Genomic DNA, 20179 nt, shown 5'->3' on the forward strand with positions numbered 1-20179 from the left:
CCGCCCGTCCGGTCCCGGACGGGCGGCGGGGCGCGCCGTGCTGCCCGCCCCCGGTGGTTTTCCGCCGCACCCGTGAGGACGGCCAGTGCGTTGATGCGGCACTCCATCGTCTCCGTCGTCGACGATGGTGGCCACGAGTGACTGTCCTCAGACGCCGGACCGCGCGCTGTCCGGCGCCTGAGGCGGCGGAAACCGGCACGGCGATGCCGTTCGGGCACGGGAGCAGGGATCGATGAAGCGAGCAACCGGTACGGCGGTCATCGGGATCGGCAACGAGTTCCGGCGGGACGACGGAGTCGGGTGGGCCGTCGTCTCCTTGCTGAGGGACCGGGCCGCGCAGCGTCCGCTGCCCTCGGGGACGCGTCTCGTGCGGTGTGACGGAGACCCCGGTCGGTTGATCACGTTCTGGGAGAACACCGGGCTGACGGTCGTCGTCGACGCCTGCTTTCCCCCCTCCGCGGTCCCCGGGCGGGTGCACCGGTGGTGTGCGCCCTCGTCGGGCGGTGTTCTGCGTCCGGTCGGTCCGGGGCGGCACAGTACGCACGGGCTCGGCCCGGCAGAGGCGCTGCGTCTCGCCGAGGCACTCGGACGCGGTCCCGGCCGTCTCATCGTGTACGCGATCGAAGGAGCCGACCGATCGCTGGGCACGGGACTCACCCCCGCGGTGGCGTGCGCTGTGCCGCCTCTGGCCAGGCAGGTCGAGGCGGATGTCGAGCAGTGCGGCGATGCTTCGGTGCGCGGACTCGGGGCAGAGTGAGCGCCGGGACTGCTCGGGCGGCGGCCCCTCGGACAGGCCCACCCGGAGGGACACGCCCAGATGGCTTCGCGGATCGGCGATCGGTACCTGACATGCTGTCAGGTACCGATCGCACCTGCTAGGGCAAGCCGAGCGCAGTGGTCTGTGGCGGACGTTCCCGTCCCCCTCCAATGCCGAGGCGCGCGAAGACGGAGGGCACACCATGACCGACGCCGCGGACGCCGGAGCGGTACTCGCTCCCCAGCCCGACGCGGTGTTCGACCGCGGTGGTCTGGACGCGCTCGTACGCGTTCTGAAGCAGCGCGGCCACACACTGATCGGCCCCACCGTGCGCGACGGCGCGATCGTCCTCGCCGAGCTGGAATCGGCCGATGAGCTGCCCTACGGATGGGGCGTCGAGCTGGAAGCGGGACGGTACCGGCTGCACCGGAGGAGGGACGGGGCTGCCTTCGCGCACAGCGCGGGACCACAGTCGTGGAAGCCGTTCCTGCATCCCGAGCGCGTTCGCCAGTGGACCGCGGACCGCGGTCGCGGCGGCGGGACGGTGGTGCGGGAGGAGAGGCATCCGGGTGTCTCCTACGCGTTTCTCGGAGTGAGGCCCTGTGACCTGCGGGCCATCAGGATCCTGGACCGCGTGATGTCCGGCGGCCGGTATCGCGATCCCGCCTACCTCTCCCGGCGAACAGGGGCTTTCCTGATCACAGTCGAGTGCACCGAACCGGGTGCCACCTGCTTCTGTGTATCGATGGGCACGGGTCCGGCCGCGGACACAGGGTACGACCTCGCCCTCACCGAGGTCGTCGACGACGCCGGCCACCGCTTCCTGTGCCGCGGTGGAAGCGAGGAGGGGGCCGCGGTGCTCGCGGAGATCCCGCACCGGAGTGCCGACGACCGTACCCGTAGCACCGCGGCCGACGCCGTGGGCGCGGCCGCCGAACACATGGGGCGGGCCATGCCACCGGTGGACCTGCGCACACTGATGCGCGACAACCTGGAGGCGGAGCGCTGGGACGACGTCACCGCCCGGTGCCTGAGCTGCGGGAACTGCACCATGGTCTGCCCCACCTGCTTCTGCACCACCACAGAGGACATCACCGATCTGAGCGGCGATCACGCCGAACGCTGGCGTCGCTGGGACTCCTGCTACGACCTGGACTTCTCGCTTCTCCACGGCGGCCCGGTTCGGACCACCCCGCGCAGCCGCTACCGTCAGTGGCTCACCCACAAGCTGGGCACCTGGCACGATCAGTTCGACAGTTCCGGCTGCGTCGGCTGCGGCCGGTGCATCGTCTGGTGCCCCACCGGCATCGATCTCACCGAGGAGGCCCACGCCCTGCACCAGGAGGCCACGCGGAGGGAGAGCGCGCCGTGATCCCACAGCCGGACGTGGGAGTGCTCGCCGCCGTGCCCGCGGAGCACCACGGGCGGCTGATGGCCCTCGCCCGTGAGGCCGCCTTCCGGAGTGTCACGAGGATCTTCGAGGAGGGGGAGAGAGCCGACCGCTTCTGGATCATCCGCTCGGGTACGGTCGCGCTCGACCTCCAGGTGCCCGGCCGCGGGCGCGCGGTCGTCGAGACCGTCGGCGCGGGCGCCCTGCTCGGCTGGTCGTGGCTGTGCCCGCCCAGGCAGTGGCACCTGGGGGCCGAGACCCGGGGGCCCGTCCATGCCTGGGAGTTCGACGCCGGCGCGGTGAGGGACCTGTGTGCCGAAGACCCGGTGCTGGGTCTGGCGCTGGTCACGGCCGTAGCCGAGACCATCGGCGACCGGCTCAGGGCCACCCGGACCCGGCTGCTCGACCTGTACGGCCCGCCGGGGTCCCAGTTGAACGGGCCGACGTCATGACGCTCATCCCCCTTCCCTACCGCGTGGTGGACCGCCGGGCAGAGACAAACGACACGGTCACGCTGGTACTGGAGCCGGCCGAAGAGGCTCTGACTCCCTTCACTTGCGGCCAGTTCGCGATGGTCTGTGCGTTCGGCGTCGGCGAGATCCCGGTGTCCGTCTCCCGGCTCCCCGACGGGCGGCGGCTGGCGCACACGGTCCGCGCCGTGGGGGCCGTCTCCCGGGCGCTGTGCGGCCTGCCGGCCGGCGCGGTGGTCGGTGTGCGCGGCCCGTTCGGCACGAACTGGGACCCGGCCGCGGCCCGCGGCCGGGACCTGCTCGTCATCGGCGGCGGCATCGGACTCGCCCCGCTGCGTCCTCTGATCGACACCGTTCTGGCCGATCCGCACGCATACGGGCGGCTGAACGTCCTCGCCGGAGCCAGGACCCCCGGTGACCTGCTCTACCAGGACGAGTTCCCCGCCTGGGGAGCGGCGTTCGGCGCCGTCACGGTCGACCGGCCTTCCGGCGACTGGACCGGCCGGGTCGGAGTCGTCACCACGCTGCTCGACGAAGCCTTGTTCACACCGGAGAACACCACCGCTTTCGTCTGCGGCCCCGAAATCATGATCCGCGCTGTCGCCCGTGTCCTGGCCCATCGGGGAGTGCGCCCCGACCGCGTCCGGGTCTCCCTCGAACGCAACATGCGCTGCGCCACCGGCCACTGCGGACACTGCCAGCTCGGACCCCTGCTGCTCTGCCGCGACGGCCCGGTCGTCCGCTACGACCGGGCCGAGTCCCTGCTCACCGTACGGGAACTGTGAGATGAGCGTCTCCACCCAACCCCGGCCGGCCCGCCGCCCCCGGCTCGGTGTGTTCAAGTTCGCCTCGTGCGACGGCTGCCAGCTCACCCTCCTCGACTGCGAGGACGAACTGCTCGGGATCGCGGAAGAGCTGGAGATCGCCCACTTCCCGGAAGCGTCCAGCGACATCGCGCCCGGTCCGTACGACCTCGTGCTCGTCGAGGGATCGGTCAGCACCCCCGAGCACCTGGAACGCGTCCGGCGTATCCGCGCCGGCTCCCGCCACCTCGTCACCATCGGCGCCTGCGCCACGGCCGGAGGCGTCCAGGCGCTGCGCAACCACGCCGACGCCGAGGAGTACCTGGCGACGGTCTACGCCCGCCCCGACTACATCGAGACCCTCGCGACCTCCACACCGGTCTCCGCCCACGTGCCCGTCGACTTCGAGCTGCGCGGCTGTCCCATCGACCGGGGCCAGCTCGTGGAGGTCATCACCGCCTTCCTCGCCGGGCGGAAGCCCGGCATCCCGGACCACGCGGTCTGCTTCTCCTGCAAGCGGCGCGGCAACGTCTGTGTCACCGTCGCTCACGGCACGCCCTGCCTCGGGCCCGTCACCCACGCCGGCTGCGGAGCCCTGTGCCCGACCTACGGACGCGGCTGCTACGGCTGCTTCGGACCGGCGAGAACCACGAACCTGCCCGCGCTCGTTCCACTCATGCACCGTGACGGGATGAGCCAGGAGGACATCGGCAGGTTCCTGCACACCTTCAACACCACCGCCTTCACCGCCGTGGAGGGGCAGGGGCCGGGCACCGGAGAAGGAGAAGACCCCACGTGAGCAAGCCCGCGACCGGGTCCCAGGTCCTGCGTGTCCCCGCACTCACCCGTGTCGAGGGCGAGACCGCGCTGCGCCTGAGGATCCACGACGGCACCGTCACCGAGGCCCGGCTCAACATCTACGAGCCACCGAGGTTCTTCGAGGCATTCCTCCGGGGCCGCGCCCACACCGAGCCGCCCGACCTCACTTCGCGCATCTGCGGGATCTGCCCGGTCGCCTACCAGCTGAGCGCCTGCCGGGCCGTCGAGAACGCATGCGGCGCCGTCGTCGACGGCCAGCTCGCCGCCCTGCGCCGCCTGCTGTACTGCGGCGAGTGGATCGAGAGCCAGACGCTCCACATCCACCTGCTGCACGCACCTGACTTCCTCGGCCACGACGATGTGATCGGCATGTCCCGTTCCCACCTGGTACACGTCGAGCGCGGACTGCGCCTGAAGCAGGCTGGCAACGCCGTCATCGAACTGCTCGGCGGACGCGCGATCCACCCCGTCAACGTCCGTCTCGGTGGCTTCCACCGCACCCCTGCGCGCGCAGAGCTGCGTCCGCTGGCAGAGCGGCTGCGCACCGCACTCGACGACGCCTGGGAGACGGTGCGCTGGGTCGGGGGTTTCGACTTCCCCGACACCGAGTGCGCCGCCGACCTGCTGGCCCTCGCCGAGACCGGTACGTACGCCATCGAGTCCGGCGTCCCCACCGTGCTCCCGTACGACGAGACGCTTCCGCCGCGCAGCTTCCCTCTACGGGACTTTCGCGATCACGTTGCCGAGGAGCAGGTGCCCCACTCCACCGCCCTGCACTCCCGGCTGGACGGCCGGCGACATCTCACCGGCTCTCTCGCCCGCTACGCCGTCAACGGCCACCTGCTGTCCCCGCTGGCCCTGTCGGCGGCACGGGAGAGCGGCCTCGGCGACCCACCGCTGCGCCCGGCCGCGGCGGGCGCCGGACGGGGCGAGGTCTGCCGCAACCCCTACCGGAGCATCCTCGTCCGGGCCGTGGAGGTCGTGTACGCGGTGGAGGAAGCCCTGCGAATCATCGGGGAGTACGAGCCTCCGGCCCGCCCGTACGTGGAGGTACCGGTTCGGGCCGGTGCCGGTCACGGTGCCACGGAGGCGCCACGCGGCCTGCTCTACCACCACTACGCGTTCGATGACGGGGGCCTCGTCACCGATGCCCGCATCATTCCGCCGACCGCCCAGAATCAGGGCGCCATCGAGGAGGACCTGCGCAGGCTGGTCCAGGAGGGACTCGACCGCGGCGAGGACTCCGAGGCCGAGCTCACCAGGCTGTGCGAGCGGGCCGTCCGCAATCACGATCCATGCATCTCGTGCTCGGCGCACTTCCTGGACCTGGACATCGAGCGAGTTTCGGGACCCCCCTGGCCTCAGCCGCCTCACTCGCGCGTGTGGAACGACGTGGGCCGGCAGGCCCCGCCCAACTCCTGAAAGCTCCCGCCCCTTCCTGCCGGTATGCGGTCGTGCGGGGCCGCCCGGGCCGGAGTGCCCTCGGGTAGGTGTGGCCGCGCCCCCGGTACCATGGCAGTCAACACGCTCATCGCCGCGGACAAACGCCCGCGTCCGTCCACGTCGTCGGCTGCTCCGGCCGACGCGCCGGATGTCGGCGGCACGGTGCCGGTCGCCTCCCGCTTCCCCTGCTTCGGGGAACCCCCGGGGATCCCGGAGCCCGTCAGTAGCACGACGGTGACCGGTGCGCGGCGGCCGGCCGGGCCGGGGCGCGAAAGCCGCCGGGTTGTCCGCGCCACGGTCGGCCCTCATCGCTATCCACAACAGCAGGGCCGCGCATGCGGTGACGCAGTCGGCGGCCGTCGCCAGCAGGGCGGTGTCGGCGGCGGCTGACGAGTTCAACCTCAGTAGCTTGAGCGGGCGCAGCTTCCCCGGTCGATGCTCTGCGGCCCGTCGCCGGACGGGCGGATGTCGAAGTCGAAGATGGCGGTGGGCAGATAGAGCGTGGCGCAGGAGTTGGGGATGTCGACCACGCCGCTGAAACGGCCTTCGATCGGGGCGGCTCCGAGGAGCAGGTAGGCTTGCTCGGGTGAGTAGCCGAACTTGGTCAGATACTCGATCGCGTTCAGGCAGGCCCGCCGATAGGCGACCTGCGAGTCGAGGTAGTGCTGGCGGTCGTCCTCGTCGACGGAGATGCCGACGAAGGTGAGGAACTCGCTGTAGCGTGGCTCGACGTTGCCGGGGTGGAAAATGGGGTTCGTCGTCACCCCATAGGTTTGCATGCCGCCCTTGATGAGGTCGACGCCGAGATCGAGGTAGCCGCCCATCTCGATTGCGCCGCAGAAGGTGATCTCGCCGTCGCCCTGGCTGAAGTGCAGGTCACCGGCGGACAGTTTGCCACCCTCGACATACACCGGCAGGAAGATCCGGGCGCCACGGGTGAGGTTCTTGATGTCCTGGTTGCCGCCGTTCTCACGTGGTGGCTGGGTTCGTGCCGCCTCCCGTGCGGAGCGTTCGAAGGTATCTCCTTCCAGCATGCCGAGGATTGCTCCTTGCGGATCCGGCGGCAACGCGAGCGGGGGCACTCGGTCGGGATCGGTCGCGATGAGCTCGGCCTCCCGGGTGTTCCACCGACCGAGCAGGTCGTGCGACGGGGCGGTGCCGATGAGGCCCGGATGGGTGATGCCGGTGAAGCGCACGCCGGGCAGGTGGCGGGAGGTCGCGATCTGCCCGTGGAAGTCCCAGATCGCCTTGTACGCGTCCGGGAAGTGCTCGGTGAGGAAACCGCCGCCGTTGGCCTTGGCGAAGATGCCCGTGTAGCCCCAGCCTTGGCCGGCGACCGGCCCGGTCTCCTGCGGGACGGGACCGATGTCGAGGATGTCGACCACCAGCAGGTCACCGGGCTGCGCACCTTCGACGGCGATCGGTCCGCTCAGAGGATGGACGATCGAGAGATCGAGATCGCGGATGTCGTTGGCGGAGTCGTCGTTGTGAACCGTCCCGTCGAACCACTCCCGGCATTCGAGGCGGAACTCGGCGCCGGGTCGAACGGTCGCCACCGGCGGGATATCGGGGTGCCAGCGGTTGTGCGGCGGGACTGCCTGGTCGTAGAACGACCGGTGCTGGTCGATGCTGAAGAGTACTTCGGGCATCTGTCGCTCCTTGCCTGTGGGTCACGGCCTCGGGAGGCGTGTGTGCAGCGGATTCAGCGGATGAGCATGACGACGGGGCGGTGCGGGCATGCGGTGTCGCACCGCCGGCTCGTGCGCGCTGGCCTCGGCAGCGTCGTGTGCCCGTCGCAGGGCGGAGTGGGGCGAGGTGATGGCGGGCGGGGTGTACACGCGCGTCGCCGCTCCGCCGCATGTGGTGCACCTCGGCTCGTTTACCGGGGCGTCGATCGGACGGACGATCTCGAACACGCCGCACTGTCCGCACACGTAGTCGTATCTCGCCATGTGAGAGTCTCCGCGTCACATTCGGGGCGGACTGGGGCGGATGGCGCTGGCTGGACTTCCCCACTGCCGCTGAAGCAATTCGTAGTGCTTTGAGCGTAATGATCGTTCAACGACGCAGCTGAACGACTCGGTGTGGGATAACTCCATCGGATGTGACGGCGCGCAAATGGGGGCGTGCTGTATCCGCCAGGTCCGCCAGGGGGCGACGGCCTTGGCGGTGGCCATGGTGCGTCGGTGCCGGATGATCCGCAGGGCCTGGCCGGTGCAGGGGAGCGGCAGCCCGGCCACGGCGGCGATCTCGGTGCGGTGGACCTGAACCGCCCCGGGTTCGGTAGAGATCTCAGATTGTTGCGATGGCCTGGGGTTTCGTGAGTTCCGTGTAGTAGTGGGTCTCGTACTCGACGGGGGGCGTGGCCTATCTCACCGTGGAGCCGTCGGTGGCAGTACCAGTCGATCCACTCGGCGGTGGCGAGCTCGACCTGGGAGAGCGTCTTCCAGGGCCGCCGCGGCTTGATCAATTCAGTTTTGAACAGGCCGATCGTGCTCTCCATCAGAGCCGATTGAGGCCGCGATGCCGGCCGCGTCCAGGTGTTCGGCCGGCTTGAAGCTGGTGCGGCTCAGGTTCAACCAGTCGTCGCAACACCAGCTTGTTGGATCGACTGTAGCTGCTCGTTGAGGGCTTCGGCCGGGGTCTTCCAGCCGAGGGTCTTGCGTGGTCGGCCGTTCAGGGTGGCGGCGACGAAGTCGCGGTCCACCCGGTCCGGTGCCCGCTCGGCCTGTCGGTCCGGGATCGTGGTGACCACCCGCTTGCCGCGGACGGCGCCGGCGATGCCGATCTCGCGCACCAGCCGTTCGACGGTGCAGCGGGCCACCGCATGTCCCTGCCGGTTCAGCTCCCGCCAGATCTTCCGGGCCCCACAGACACGGTAGTGGTCGGTGTGGACCTGGCGGATCAGCTCCTTGAGTTCCGCGTCCCGCACGGCACGGGCGGACGGGGCGGCCAGGCGTTTCCTGTGGGCGTAACAGGCGGAAGGGGCGATCGTGCAGCCGTGCCCGGTGAGGGTTCCGCGGGATCGGCTCGACCCCGCCGAAGCGGTCCCGGTGCTCGTCGACGAACGCTACGAGCGCAGGTGTGGCCGGTCGACCTCGGAGGCGAGGAAACCCGCCGCGGCCTTCAGGATCTCGTTCGCCCGCTTCAGCTCGGCGTTCTCCCTCTTCAACGCCTTGAGCCGGGCAGACTCCTCCGTCGTCGTCCCCGGCCGCGTCCCCGCGTCGATCTCGTGCCGCTTCACCCAGTTCCGCAGCGTCTCGCGGGAGCCGATGCCGAGCTTGTCGGTGACCGCCCGCAGAGCGGCCGTCTCGTTCCGCCTCACCGCCGGTTCCGCCGAAAGTACGGGCCCGCTTCGCGGCCTGTGGCGTGTCCAGAGTGTCCGCCGGGCGACCGTCGATCACCGGGGCGCTGTTGAGCACGGCGAGCAGCAGCTCCTCGTGCTCGCTCACGGTCCCGGCCAGGGCCTCCCTTCTTGACGCTTCCGATTGATCTCCTCATGCCGAGTCTAATTTAACTGGTAAAACTCAATTTAGAGGTTACTGTGGTTGCTGTTCATCACCGCACCGCCGAGGTCGACGGTCTGACCGTCTTCTACCGGGAGGCGGGCCCGGTGGACGCCCCCGTCCTCCTGCTGCTGCACGGATATCCGTCCAGCTCGCACATGTTCCGTGACCTGATTCCGGCGTTGGCCGGTCCGCACCGGGTGATCGCGCCCGACCACATCGGCTTCGGGTGTTCCTCGGCACCGGACGTGACGGGGTTCCCGTACACCTTCGAGGCGCTTGCCGAGGTGACCGGCGCCTTCCTCGCGGAACTTGATGTGCGGCGGTACGCCGTCTACGTGCAGGACTACGGAGCCCTGATCGCCTGGCGTCTCGCGCCGGTGTCCCCGCAGGCGGTCACGGCTGTCGTATCGCAGAGCGGCAACGCCTACGAGGAAGGTTTCGTACCGGAGTTCTGGGCGCCCGTCTGGGCCTACGGGGCGAACCCCGGGACGGAGAAGGAGGCGCTGATGCAGACGGCGCTGGGGAGGGAGGCCGTCGAGTGGCAGTACACCCACGGCGTCCCCAACGCCGAAGTGGTCGACCCTGACGCCTGGGAATACGACCTGGCGCTGCTGGCCCGACCAGGTGTCGATCGCGCCCAACTGGCCCTGTTCGCCGACTTTTCAGAGCAACTGGAACCTGTACCCAGCGGTGCACGAGTGGCTCCGGCCCGGCGGAGTGCCCGTCCTCGCCGTCTGGGGGCGCAACGACGAGATCTTCGGGCCGGCCGGGGCGGAGGCGTTCCGGCGTGACGCCCCGAACGCCGAGATCCTCCTGCTCGACGGCGGTCACTTCCTCTTGGAGAGCCACCTGGACGAGGTGGCCGCCGCCGTCCTGGCGTTTTTGCCCGCCGTCCTGGCTGCGACCGTCGCGGCGTGACCGGCGGGCGGCGGGCCGCCGGGAAAGATGGGGGCCCGACCCCCATGTGCCCCCATCCCCCGCGCGGCACGATGGGTCACGCCGCGGGCCGACAGGTTCCGCGCCGGGAGCGAGGGGGTGGGACGTTGGAGCGGAACGCTCTGGGACCGGGGTGCGGCGCCGCCCGCCCCGCTCCGGGGCCGGGCCCCGCCGGACGGGGTGCCGTCGCCCTGCTGGAGAACGGTGACCAGCACACTGCGAGCGGGGCCTGGTGGGCACCGGCCCTACGCACGGGGGAGTGGGCCGGGCAGGTGCCGGACTGGGCGGCGTGGGTCGAGCGGGTGCTCGCTGCCGCACCCGCCGTCCTCACCCTCCCCGAGGAGGAGTACGAGGGGCTCAGCGGTTTCGAGCGGGTGCTCGCACCGTTCGCCGAGGGAGCCAGCGAGCGGATGGTGGCGGCACTCGGGGGCGAGGAGCGAGGGCTCGTCGACCTCACAGCCGTCCGTGCCGGACTGGTCCGGGCGGTCGGGCCGCGACTGGCCCGGATCGCCGCCCGTGTCCTCGTGACCGAACTGCACCGGGCACGAGAGGCGGGCGGGCTCGCCGGTGGCGGCAGCCGGGCCCGGTTCCGGGAGTTCCTGCGGCGGGTGGGGGAGCGACAGGGCCTTGCCGCTCTGCTGACTGCCCATCCGGTTCTCGCCCGCCTGCTCGGCCGGGTCAGCCTCGACGCGGCCGACGCTTTCGCCGAACTGCTGCATCGATTCGCCGCCGACCAGGCGGCCCTCGCGGAGGCGGGGCTCCCGTGCGGGGCGGACGGACGCCTGCTCGTCGATGTCCAGGCCGGGGCGGGGGACAGTCACGGCGGCGGCCGGACGGTGGCGTTGCTGCGCTTCGCGGACGGCGCGCGGCTGGTGTACAAACCCCGTCCGGTCACCGCGCACCGCCACTTCAACGACCTCGCCGACTGGCTCGGCCGCCTCCCCGGCACACCCCGGCTGCGCACGCTGACCGTGCTCGACAGGGGGACCCACGGCTGGGTCGAGTTCGTGGAGGTGCTGCCCTGCCGGACCAAGCCCCAGGTGCGGGAGTTCTACCGGCGGCAGGGCGCGCTGCTAGCCCTTTTGCACGCCCTGGACGGGACCGACCTGCACCACGAGAACCTGATCGCCCACGGTGAGCACCCTCTCCTGGTCGACGTGGAGACTCTCTTCCATCCGGCCCTGCCAATCGCCGACTCCGACGATCCGGCGAGCAGGGCACTGCACGACTCCGTCCACCGGGTCGGCCTGCTGCCGCAGTTCCTCCTAGGCGACGACAGCGCGCTCGACATGTCGGCGGTCGGCGGCGGCCGCGCCGCGCTCTCCCCCGTGGCGCTCGCCGGGTGGGCCGACTGCGGGACTGACACCATGCGGCTGGTGCGCCGACCCGGCCGGTTCCGGGAGTCCGCCAACCGCCCCCGCCTGCACGGGAGGCCCGCCGACCCGGCCGCGTACACGGCCGAGCTGTGCGAAGGGTTCCGGGCGGCCTACGCGGCCCTCGGTGAGGCGCGCGCGGAACTGCTGGGGCCCACCGGGCTGCTGGAGCGGTTCCGGCGGGACGAGGTGCGGGTGGTGGCACGGCCCACCGCCGTCTACGCCACCCTCCTCGACGAGACCACCCACCCCGAGCTGATGCGCGAGGCCGGAGCGCGGGACGCCGTCCTCACCCGGCTGAGGGAAGGCATGCTCGGCCGCCCGGCCCTGTCCGGACTTGAGGACGAGGAGATCGCCCAGCTCTGGTCCCACGACGTACCCGTCTTCACCGTGCTGGCCGGCGGCACCGCCCTGACCGGGGTCACCGGCCGCGCCGTACCCGGCACGGTGCCGCTCTCCGGACTGGCCGGAGCCACCAGGAAGATCGCAGCCCTCGACAGTGTGGACCGGCAGGACCAGGAGTGGGTGATCCGGGCCGCTATGGTCTCCGCCTCCACCGCGCCCGTCCACCACCCCGCGGGGCCCGGGCGCACTCCCCGGCCCGCCGCCGCGCCCGAACCCGAACGGCTCCTCGCCGCGGCCCGCTCCCTCGGGGACCAACTGGTCTCCCTCGCCTACCGCACGGCGGACCGCGTCAACTGGCTCGGCCTGGAGCTGCTGGGCGACCGCTACTGGCGGCTCGGCCCGATGCCCGCCGACCTCGCGGCGGGCTACTGCGGCCCCGCCCTCTTTCTCGCCCAGCTCGCCGGTGTCACTGGTGTCGCCCGGTACGCGGAGACGGCGAGTGCGTCCCTGGCACCGGTGGCCGGGCTGCTGGACGCCCTGCACGAGGACCCCACCGCGCCGCCCGCCGTGGGCTCGGGCGCCTTCGCCGGGCTCGGCGGGATCACGTACACCCTGCTGGAGACGGAGCGGCTGCTCGGGGAGCCGGCGTGCGCCGAGTCGCTTCCGGCGGCGCTGCGGCTGCTGGAGGCAGCGGCAGCGGGCGAGCGTGAGACGGGCGTCGGCGCCGGGACGGCCGGCGGGCTCGCGGTTCTCCTCGCCGCACACCGGGCCACCGGACGGCAGGAGACGCTGCGCGCCGCCGGACGCTGCGCGGAACGGCTGGTGGCCGCCGACCCTCCCGCCGGGACCGGATTCCTGGACGGCTCGGCCGGTACGGGATGGGCCCTGCTGCGGTACGCCGAGCGGACCGGGTCCTCGCGCTTCCGGGAGGCGGGGCTGGAGGCGCTCCGCGCGGCCGTCGCCCCGCCCCCGACGACGAACGCCGCCGCTCAAGGAGGCTGGTGCCACGGGCGGGCCGGCACCGCCCTCGCCGTCGCCGACAGCCCCGCCGCACTCACCGACCCCCGGCTGACCGCCTGGCTCACCGAGACGGCTCACCTGCTGCGGCGCGCCGAACCCCACCCCGACGACAGCCTCTGCCACGGGGAGGCGGGCAGGTTCGAACTCCTCGGCCATGCCGCCTTGGCCGGAGCCCGCGCGGGGCTCGTCCACCGCACCGGCGTGCTGCTGGCCTCGGTCGAGGACGACGGGCCGCGCTGCGGTACTCCCGACCACGTCCCGCACGCGGGGCTGCTCACCGGCCTCGCGGGGATCGGGCACGGGCTGCTGCGCGCCGGGTTCCCCGACCGCGTGCCGTCCGTACTCCTCCTCGACCTGCCCACCCGGCTCACGACTCCCGACCACCGTCTGTGACTCCTGCGCACACACGCACCACCGCACCGGAGCCCGTGCACCTCAACCGCCCTCACGACCAAGGATCGAGGCATCCCATGCAGATCGACGACGAGGCCACCTACCTGACCGACGGTGCCGACGAGAGCGCCGAGACGCACCCGGTCGGCGCCGTCACCCTCTTCACCACCGGCGCCCTCGGGCTGCGCTCCAGACTCCTCAGCGCGTCGGAGGGCGGGGCGTCCTACTCCCACGAACTGCCGTGGACCACCATGACCGCTCCGAACTGACGCCGGGGCCGGTCCGGAGCGGCACGCCCTGCCGCTCCGGGGCCCGCTCCAGTAGCCTGCGCACATGCGTGCGACTTCCTCGGTCATCGTCGGGCGGGACAGCGAAACGGCTCTACTGGAAAGGGCGTTGGGCGCGGCTGGACGGTCCTCGGGAAGGGCGGTGTTCCTCGTCGGCGAGGCGGGGATCGGCAAGTCGCGGCTGGCGGGCCGGTGCGCCCTCGACGCGTACGCGCGCGAGGCGCCCGTCCTGCGCGGACGGGCCACCTCCACCGGGCTCGTCGTACCCTACCGTCCGCTGATGGAGGCCCTCTCCTCCCGGTTCCGCGCCGCGGGCACCCCCGAGGAACCAGAACTGGAACCCTTCCGCCCGGCCTTGTCCGCGCTCGTGCCCGAATGGCGGCGGCACGGCCCCTGGTTCCCCGTCTCGGTGGTCGAACTCGCCGAGGCCCTGCTGCGTCTGCTCTCCGTCCTCGGGCGGGAGCGCGGCTGCGTCATGGTCCTGGAGGACCTGCACGACTCCGACACCGAGACGATCGCCGTCGTCGAGTACGTCGCCGACAACCTCGCCGACCTGCCGGTCCTCCTCCTCGGCACCCTCAGACCCGAGCCCGGCCCCGCCCTGGACGTCGCCCGGGCCGCCGCCGGCCGGCAGACGGCCACCGTCCTCGAACTCGGCCTGCTGGACGACACGCAGGTGCACAGGATGGCCGAGGCGTGCCTGGACGCCGCCCCCGGCGAGATACCCGCCGAGGCCCACCGCAGGATCGCGCGCCGCGCGGGCGGCAACCCGTACCTGGTGGAGGTGCTCCTCGCAGACCTGGTCGACTCCGGCACCCTGCGACGGACGGGTGGCGGCTGGCGGTGCGAGGACGGCCCGGAAGGCGCCGTCCCCACCGGCATCGTCCGCAGCTGGGCCGCACGCCTGGATCGCCTCGACCCGCCCGTCCGCGAACTCCTGCTCACCGCCGCCACCCTGGGCAGCACCTTCCAGGTCCCCCTCCTGCAGACCGTCCTCGGCTACGAGGAACGCGCTCTCTTCGCCCATCTGCGCGCCGCCACCGAGGCTGGCGTCATCGCCCCCGACGGTGCCGCCCCCGACCGGTACGCTTTCCGGCACGCGCTCACCGCCGAAGCCCTCACCGCCGCCCTGCTCCCCGCCGAACGGGCCGCCACCGCCCGCCGGGCGGCCGCCGCCCTGGAGGAACTGGGGCCCGCCATGAGCGAGGACGCGCGCCAGCTCCTCGCCACCCTCCACCTGGCCGCCGGGGACGCCGCCGCAGCGGGAGCGCACCTCGCCGAGGCTGGCCGCCGGATGCTCGGCCAGGGAGCCGCCGGCTCCGCGGCCGTTCTCCTGGAACGCGCCCACGAACTGACCCCCGACGGCCGCCGCCCCGAGATCGCCGCCTCGCTCGCCGCCGCCCTCGCCGAAGCCGGGCGGCTCGCCGAGGCGTTCGCCCTGGCCGCCGGGCTGCCGCCGGTACCGCCCGGCACACCGGCAGCCGCGGCGCGAGCCGACGCGCACATTCGGGTCGCCTGGGCCGCCGTCATGGGTGAGCACCCCGAGGAGGCCGCGCGCCGGGTACGCGCCGTCCGCGCCCTGCTCGGCCCCACGCCGCCGCCCGGGCAGGAGGCCGCGCTCGCCGTGGTCGAGGGCCACCTCGTCCTGCTTCCCGGAGGCCCGGGTGAGGACGGTGCTGCCGACGCTGCCGACGCTGCCGACGCCGCCCGCCGGGCCGCAGCCGTCGCCGAAGAGCACGGCCTGCCGGTGGTCGCCTGCCAGGCGTGGCAGCTGCTCGGACTCCTCAGCCGGGACCAGGGCTTCGACGAGGCGGACGCCTGCCTGGAGCGGATGCTCGAGGTCTCCGAACGCCACCAGCTCGCCGCCTGGCGCACCGAAGCCCTGGTCCGGCTCGGCGCCAACGCCTTCCTGCGCACAGGCGATGCGACCCGGCTGGCGGCCGCCCGCACCGCCGCCGGGGAACTCGGCGCCCTGGCGCTGACCCAGACGGTGGACGGGCTGCTCGCCATGAACGCGGTGCTCTGCGGCGAATGGGAGAAGGCCCGCGCCATCGTCGACCGCTCGGTAGACGCCGCCGCCCGGGTACGCAACCTCTCGGCCCACCGCTACCTCCTCCTCGCCGACGCGACCCTCGCCGCCCACCAGGGGTGCCTCCGCGAGCGGGACGCCGCGCTGCTGCGGTTCAGGCGCGCAGGCGGCGAGGACTCGCTGCTCGTCCCGCTTCAGCATGGCCTGTGCCTGGCCGTCGGGGCCCTCCTCGAAGAGGACCGCCACGGCGCCCGGGAACACCTGGAGTCCGCGGTGGCCTGGGAGCGCGAACGGCCCAGTCTGTACTTCCTCGGCGGCCGCTGGGGCCTGCTCCCCCTGGTGCGAGCCCTGGAGGGGACCGGTGACATCGCCGATCACCGGGAGGCCCTCGCCTCGCACGGCGCCCAGCTCGCCTGGAACAAGCTCTTCCTCGGCATGGCCGACGCGGTCCACCGGGGACGCGGCGGCGACCCGGCGGGCGCCGCGGAGGCGGTCCGGTCAGCCCTGCGTGCCGGGGAGGTGTTCCCCCTCGCCCGCCATCTCGCGCTGCGGCTGGTCGCGGAGGCCGCCGTCGCCGATGGCTGGGGTGAACCGGTGACGTGGCTGCGGACCGCCGAGGAGTACTTCCACGCGGCCGGAGTCCAGCCGGTCGCCTCCGCCTGCCGGGCGGCCCTGCGCAGGGCCGGGGCCAGCGCCCCGCAGCGCCGCGACGGCCGCGACCGCATCCCCGCCCCGCTGCGCACCAGCGGGGTGACCCCGCGAGAGTACGAGGTGTTCGTCCTCCTCCCGGACCGTCCCGGAAACCAGCAGATCGCCCGCCACCTCTCCATCTCCCCGCGCACCGTCGAGAAACACATGGCGAGCCTGCTCGCCAAGACCGGTCGTCAGGACCGCACGTCTCTCTGCGAGTTCGCGGCTGAGTGGGCCTCGGACACCGTGCGCCGCTGACCGGGGCACCTGGGGGCCGTGGGGGATTTTCGGGCGGGGGACCGACGGAAAGGTAGGGGGAACGCCCCGATGCCGTACCCGGGCCCGCCGGGGAAGCATCGCTGTCGGGCACGCGTGACCACCGTGCCCGGACAACGGAGCTGAAAGGCCCGCCCGTGACCCCTGCGCCCCGCACCAGCGCGCACCCGTCCCGACCGCACTTCACCGTCCTCGGGCCCCTCGCCGCCCACCGCGAAGGCGTGCCGCTCTCCCTCGGGCCGCTCAAGCAGCGCCTCGTCCTCGGCGTGTTGCTCAGCAGGCCCAACACCCCCGTCGGCACCGACGCGCTCACCGATGCCGTCTGGCCCGACGATCCGCCACGCACCGCCCGCAAGAACCTCCAGGTCTACGTCAGCAGCCTGCGCACCCTGCTCGGCGACGGTCGCACCGCCTCCCCGGGCCTCCTCGTCCACGACTGCGGCGGCTACGCGCTGCGCGTCGAGGACGACGAGGTGGACGCCCTGCGGATGAGGCGGCTCGCCCGGTCCGCCGCGGGGCTCGAACCCGCCTCCGCCGTCGGTCTGCTGCGTGAGGCGGTGAGCTTGTGGCAGAGCACGCCCCTGCACGACCTGCGGCGTTCTCCCGCCCTCGCGGCCGAGGGGGAACGCCTGGAGCGGCGGTGCCTGTCCGTCCACGAGGAGTGGGCCGAGTGCGAACTGGCCCTTGGCCGCGGCCCGGCCGTCGTGGAGGAGCTGCGCGAGCTGGCCGAGCGGCATCCGCTCCGCGAACGTCTGCACGCGGCCTGGATGACCGCCCTGCACCAGTCCGGGCGCCGGTCCGAGGCGCTGGCCGTCTACGACGAGTACCGGCAGGCACTCGCCCGGGAACTCGGCCTGGAGCCGGGCGGTGCCATGGCCGACCGCTACCGGGAAGTCCTCTCCGCCGCCCGGGCCCACCCCACCGCCCGGCCCGCCGCTCCCGCCGAACTGCCCCCGGACCCGACGGCGTTCACCGGGCGCGGTGGTCAGCTCCGTGAACTCATCGACACCCTGGACCGGTCCGGCGGGGAGGGCGGGACCGTGCTGCTCACCGGCCCGGCGGGCAGCGGTAAGACCGCTCTCGCCGTACGGGCCGCCCGGCTGCTCGCCGATCGCTACCCCGACGGCTGCCTCCTCGTCCGGCTCCGCGACAGCACCGGCACGGCCTGCCCGGCCGCCACCGTCCTGAACCGACTGGCCGGCCTCACCGGGGTCCCCGCGACCCCGCAGGCGTGGCGACGCTGGCTGGTACGGCACCGTGCCCTGGTGGTGCTGGACGACGCCCCCGGCGAGCAGGCCGTGCGGGGGCTGCTACCGGTGGACGGCCGGTCGGGTGTCCTGGTCACCGCCCGGGGCCTGCTCGGCGGTCTCGCGCCGGTCGGCCGGGTGGACGTGCCGCCGATGGACCCGGCGGAGGCCCTCGACCTGCTGGCCCGGTTCGTCGGCGCGGCCCGCGTCGCCGCCGACCGCGGCGCGGCCCTGCGCGTCGTGCACGGCTGCGGGCTGCTGCCGCTCGGTGTGCGGGTTGCCGGGATGCGCCTCGCCGTCCTGCGCCACCTACCGCTGGCGGAGTACGCGGACCGGCTGGCCGATCCCGCCTGTGCACTCGACGAACTCGCCGCCGGGGACGTCTTGGTGCGCGACCGGCTCGCCGCGGCCTGGCGCGACCTCCCGCCGGCTCACGCCCGGGCTCTCGTCCGGCTGGCCTCCGGCGGACTGGAAGGCCCGTTCACCCTCGCCGAGGCGGCGGCTGCCCTGGACAGCCCGGTGCGGGAAGCGGTGCGTACCGTGGAGTCCCTGATCGGCAGCGGCGCCGTCACCACCTCGGGCGGCGAGGTCACCGCCCACGCCGCACACTACGAAGTGCCGCGCCTGACCTGGCTTTTCGCCCATGAGAGCGCCGAGGGGCGGACCGGGCGACGGGTCGTCGTGCCGGGGTAGCCCGTCACCCCAGGGTGAGCACGGACAGGAGGGCTCTCGGCCCCGTGGGCGAGCCCGGGGTGCCGGGAGGGGCGGCCAGGGTGTGCAGGGCGAGCAGGAGTCCCGCCGAACCGGTCGCCAGGTCGGCGGAGAAGCGGCGCAGACCCGCCCCGGGGACCAGGAGACGGTCGCCTCTCTGCACGAGGTGCCAGGTCAGGTTGCGTACCGATGCCAGGACGTCCGGCGCCGGTGTGGTGCGGGCCGGGCCGTCGCCGGGCGCCGTGTCCAGCGCGTGTGCCGTCGCCGTCAGTCCGGCGCGGCCGGTGAATAGGCCAGGTTCGCGGACGAACTCCAGGACGCACCCCTGGCGTACCCCGGGCAGCAGTTCCGACAACAGGGGGTCCTCACGGTGGTCCAGATAGGCGCGGGCCACCAGAGCGAAGCCGCCGCTGCCCTGGTCCAGGTAGAGCAGGTGGCGGCGGCCGTCCTTGACCTGGACCGAGCCGCCCGGCATCCGGACGCAGTGCGCGGCCTCCAGGTGCAGTATGTCCCGCGCGGAGTCCAGCAGGTGGCGCTCACCCGTCAGTTCGTACAGCTCCAGGTGGAGCAGTGCGGCGCCGGAGAGGCCGCGCAGCAGGCCGGCGGAAGGGGGCGAGGTCAGCCCCGGCACCGTCTCGCCGCGCGCCAGTCGCGCCAGGTCGCTCGCGGTGCGGAAGACCTCGGGCGGCGGTCCCGCGGCGGCCGCCGGGCCTTTCCGGGGGGCTCGGCTGTGGTTAGTCTCGGGGCGCACTGCCCGGACCCGGTGCCCGACCGCTTCCCGGCCGGGCCGGTGCTCTCTCCCACCCCCACAGGAGAAGGACGTGCCCACCATGCCGCAGACCTCCGCCCCGACGTATCACCGGAAACGTTTCGACCGGCCCGCGCTGCGGGCGGACCTGCGGGCGGCGGTGCCCGACGCCACCGCCGCACTGGTCGTCACCGCGGGCGTCTTCGCGTTGCTGTACGCGCGTGTGGAGTCCGGCGCCTCCATGACACTCCAGGTGATGCCCGACCTGGCGGACGCCGACCGGTACTGGATGTACTGGTTGTGCCAGGCGTTCGGCTGGTCCGCCCTGTTGTGGTCCTGGATCACGGTCATACTGGGCCTGGTCAGGTCGAGTGCCGCGCCGGGGCGGCTGCGACTGCCCGCGGCGCGGATCGAGCGCTGGCACCGCACCACCAGTCTGACCACCATCGGCCTGATGTTCGCGCACGCCGCCCTGTTCTTCGCCGAACTGGTGCGCGCGAACGAGGACGGGACGGGCTGGGCGGGACGTCTGACGACCTCCTTCGCCGAGGTCTTCGTCCCCGGCGTCTACTCCTCCGGAACCGGCCGGATCGCCATCCTGATCGGTCTGCTCGCCCTCTACCTCGCCATCCCGCTCGGCCTGGCCTTCTACCTGCGCCAGGCCACCGGCTCCCGCATGTGGCGGGCCCTGCACCGCTTCGTCGTCGTCGTCTACGTCCTCAGCGTCTGGCACACCCTGCTGTACGGCACCAACATCTGGTACGACGGGGCCTTCCGCACCACGGTCTGGCTTCTCCAGCTGCCCGTCGCGGCCCTGCTCCTGATCCGGCTGCTGGCTCCCGCGCGGCGCGGTGAGCGCCTGCACCTGCGCGACGCCGACAGGCGGCCGGGCGCGCTGCCGCTGGCGGCCCGTCTGGCGGGACGGGCCGCGGC

At 72.8% G+C, this 20179-nt stretch carries 15 protein-coding genes and 4 pseudogenes; 13 read left to right on the forward strand and 6 right to left on the reverse strand.

What is annotated here, in order from left to right:
• The first annotated feature begins 232 nt into the window (after positions 1–232).
• From LJ221_RS01555 to LJ221_RS01580, 6 genes are all read left to right on the forward strand, one after another.
• Entirely contained in the window at positions 233–757 is a 525-nt protein-coding gene (locus tag LJ221_RS01555; RefSeq protein WP_241713018.1) for a hydrogenase maturation protease, read from the forward strand.
• Positions 758–959: 202 nt separating this feature from the next.
• Positions 960–2129 (forward strand): 4Fe-4S dicluster domain-containing protein, encoded by a 1170-nt coding sequence (locus LJ221_RS01560; protein ID WP_241713020.1) that lies wholly within the window; start codon positions 960–962, stop codon positions 2127–2129.
• A gap of 59 nt (positions 2130–2188) precedes the next feature.
• Positions 2189–2599, forward strand: coding sequence for a cyclic nucleotide-binding domain-containing protein (locus tag LJ221_RS01565; RefSeq protein ID WP_241713049.1), 411 nt, complete (start codon positions 2189–2191; stop codon positions 2597–2599).
• Complete coding sequence (locus LJ221_RS01570; RefSeq protein ID WP_241713021.1) at positions 2596–3402, forward strand: FAD/NAD(P)-binding protein; 807 nt, start codon at positions 2596–2598, stop codon at positions 3400–3402. Before LJ221_RS01565 ends, LJ221_RS01570 begins: the two co-directional genes overlap by 4 nt.
• A 1-nt stretch (position 3403) precedes the next feature.
• Positions 3404–4219 carry an oxidoreductase gene (locus LJ221_RS01575; protein WP_241713023.1) on the forward strand — a complete coding sequence of 272 codons (816 nt, stop codon included), beginning with the start codon at positions 3404–3406 and terminating at the stop codon, positions 4217–4219.
• Positions 4216–5661 carry a Ni/Fe hydrogenase subunit alpha gene (locus LJ221_RS01580; protein ID WP_241713025.1) on the forward strand — a complete coding sequence of 482 codons (1446 nt, stop codon included), beginning with the start codon at positions 4216–4218 and terminating at the stop codon, positions 5659–5661. Before LJ221_RS01575 ends, LJ221_RS01580 begins: the two co-directional genes overlap by 4 nt.
• 422 nt (positions 5662–6083) lie before the next feature.
• Here the strand turns inward: LJ221_RS01580 and fmdA are convergent, their stop codons facing one another.
• From fmdA to LJ221_RS01595, 5 genes and pseudogenes are all read right to left on the reverse strand, one after another.
• Positions 6084–7331 carry a formamidase gene (fmdA, locus tag LJ221_RS01585; RefSeq protein WP_241713028.1) on the reverse strand — a complete coding sequence of 416 codons (1248 nt, stop codon included), beginning with the start codon at positions 7329–7331 and terminating at the stop codon, positions 6084–6086.
• Positions 7332–7352: 21 nt separating this feature from the next.
• Positions 7353–7634, reverse strand: coding sequence for an FmdB family zinc ribbon protein (locus LJ221_RS23835; RefSeq protein ID WP_374228345.1), 282 nt, complete (start codon positions 7632–7634; stop codon positions 7353–7355).
• Positions 7562–8206 (reverse strand): annotated as a pseudogene (locus tag LJ221_RS23840) (integrase core domain-containing protein); the annotation flags it as partial. The gene LJ221_RS23835 and the pseudogene LJ221_RS23840, both read right to left, overlap by 73 nt.
• A 243-nt stretch (positions 8207–8449) precedes the next feature.
• Positions 8450–8614 (reverse strand): annotated as a pseudogene (locus LJ221_RS23365) (IS3 family transposase); the annotation flags it as partial.
• Positions 8615–8752: 138 nt separating this feature from the next.
• Positions 8753–9007 (reverse strand): transposase, encoded by a 255-nt coding sequence (locus LJ221_RS01595; RefSeq protein WP_241713030.1) that lies wholly within the window; start codon positions 9005–9007, stop codon positions 8753–8755.
• A gap of 339 nt (positions 9008–9346) precedes the next feature.
• On the opposite strand from LJ221_RS01595, the pseudogene LJ221_RS23845 reads away from it, so the two are divergent.
• From LJ221_RS23845 to LJ221_RS01620, 6 genes and pseudogenes are all read left to right on the forward strand, one after another.
• Positions 9347–9793, forward strand: a pseudogene (locus LJ221_RS23845) (alpha/beta fold hydrolase); the annotation flags it as partial.
• Positions 9794–9815: 22 nt separating this feature from the next.
• Positions 9816–10109, forward strand: coding sequence for an alpha/beta fold hydrolase (locus tag LJ221_RS23850; protein WP_374228346.1), 294 nt, complete (start codon positions 9816–9818; stop codon positions 10107–10109).
• 125 nt (positions 10110–10234) lie between these two features.
• Positions 10235–13258: a type 2 lanthipeptide synthetase LanM family protein gene (locus LJ221_RS01605; RefSeq protein WP_241713032.1), complete on the forward strand. Its 3024-nt coding sequence runs from the start codon at positions 10235–10237 to the stop codon at positions 13256–13258.
• Between the two features lie 77 nt (positions 13259–13335).
• Positions 13336–13527 (forward strand): hypothetical protein, encoded by a 192-nt coding sequence (locus LJ221_RS01610; RefSeq protein WP_241713034.1) that lies wholly within the window; start codon positions 13336–13338, stop codon positions 13525–13527.
• Between the two features lie 64 nt (positions 13528–13591).
• Positions 13592–16522, forward strand: a complete 2931-nt coding sequence (locus tag LJ221_RS01615) for a LuxR family transcriptional regulator (protein ID WP_241713036.1) — start codon at positions 13592–13594, stop codon at positions 16520–16522.
• A 155-nt stretch (positions 16523–16677) separates the two neighbouring features.
• Complete coding sequence (locus tag LJ221_RS01620) at positions 16678–18480, forward strand: BTAD domain-containing putative transcriptional regulator (protein WP_241713037.1); 1803 nt, start codon at positions 16678–16680, stop codon at positions 18478–18480.
• A gap of 4 nt (positions 18481–18484) precedes the next feature.
• Here LJ221_RS01620 and LJ221_RS01625 read toward each other — a convergent pair.
• Positions 18485–19323: pseudogene (locus LJ221_RS01625) on the reverse strand (lanthionine synthetase C family protein); the annotation flags it as partial.
• 5 nt (positions 19324–19328) lie between these two features.
• On the opposite strand from LJ221_RS01625, the gene LJ221_RS01630 reads away from it, so the two are divergent.
• On the forward strand, positions 19329–20179 hold an 851-nt coding region (locus tag LJ221_RS01630), incomplete at its 3' end, for a ferric reductase-like transmembrane domain-containing protein (protein ID WP_241713052.1).

Origin of the sequence: Streptomyces sp. CNQ085, from assembly GCF_022614595.1 — a bacterium.
Lineage (GTDB): Bacteria > Actinomycetota > Actinomycetes > Streptomycetales > Streptomycetaceae > Streptomyces.

Coding starts and splice junctions, on each gene's coding strand:
- LJ221_RS01555 (WP_241713018.1), top strand. CDS start 233: ATGAAGCGAGCAACCGGTACGGCGGTCATCGGGATCGGCAACGAGTTC.
- LJ221_RS01560 (WP_241713020.1), top strand. CDS start 960: ATGACCGACGCCGCGGACGCCGGAGCGGTACTCGCTCCCCAGCCCGAC.
- LJ221_RS01565 (WP_241713049.1), top strand. CDS start 2,189: ATGGCCCTCGCCCGTGAGGCCGCCTTCCGGAGTGTCACGAGGATCTTC.
- LJ221_RS01570 (WP_241713021.1), top strand. CDS start 2,596: ATGACGCTCATCCCCCTTCCCTACCGCGTGGTGGACCGCCGGGCAGAG.
- LJ221_RS01575 (WP_241713023.1), top strand. CDS start 3,404: ATGAGCGTCTCCACCCAACCCCGGCCGGCCCGCCGCCCCCGGCTCGGT.
- fmdA (WP_241713028.1), bottom strand. CDS start 7,331: ATGCCCGAAGTACTCTTCAGCATCGACCAGCACCGGTCGTTCTACGAC.
- LJ221_RS23835 (WP_374228345.1), bottom strand. CDS start 7,634: ATGGCGAGATACGACTACGTGTGCGGACAGTGCGGCGTGTTCGAGATC.
- LJ221_RS01610 (WP_241713034.1), top strand. CDS start 13,336: ATGCAGATCGACGACGAGGCCACCTACCTGACCGACGGTGCCGACGAG.
- LJ221_RS01615 (WP_241713036.1), top strand. CDS start 13,592: ATGCGTGCGACTTCCTCGGTCATCGTCGGGCGGGACAGCGAAACGGCT.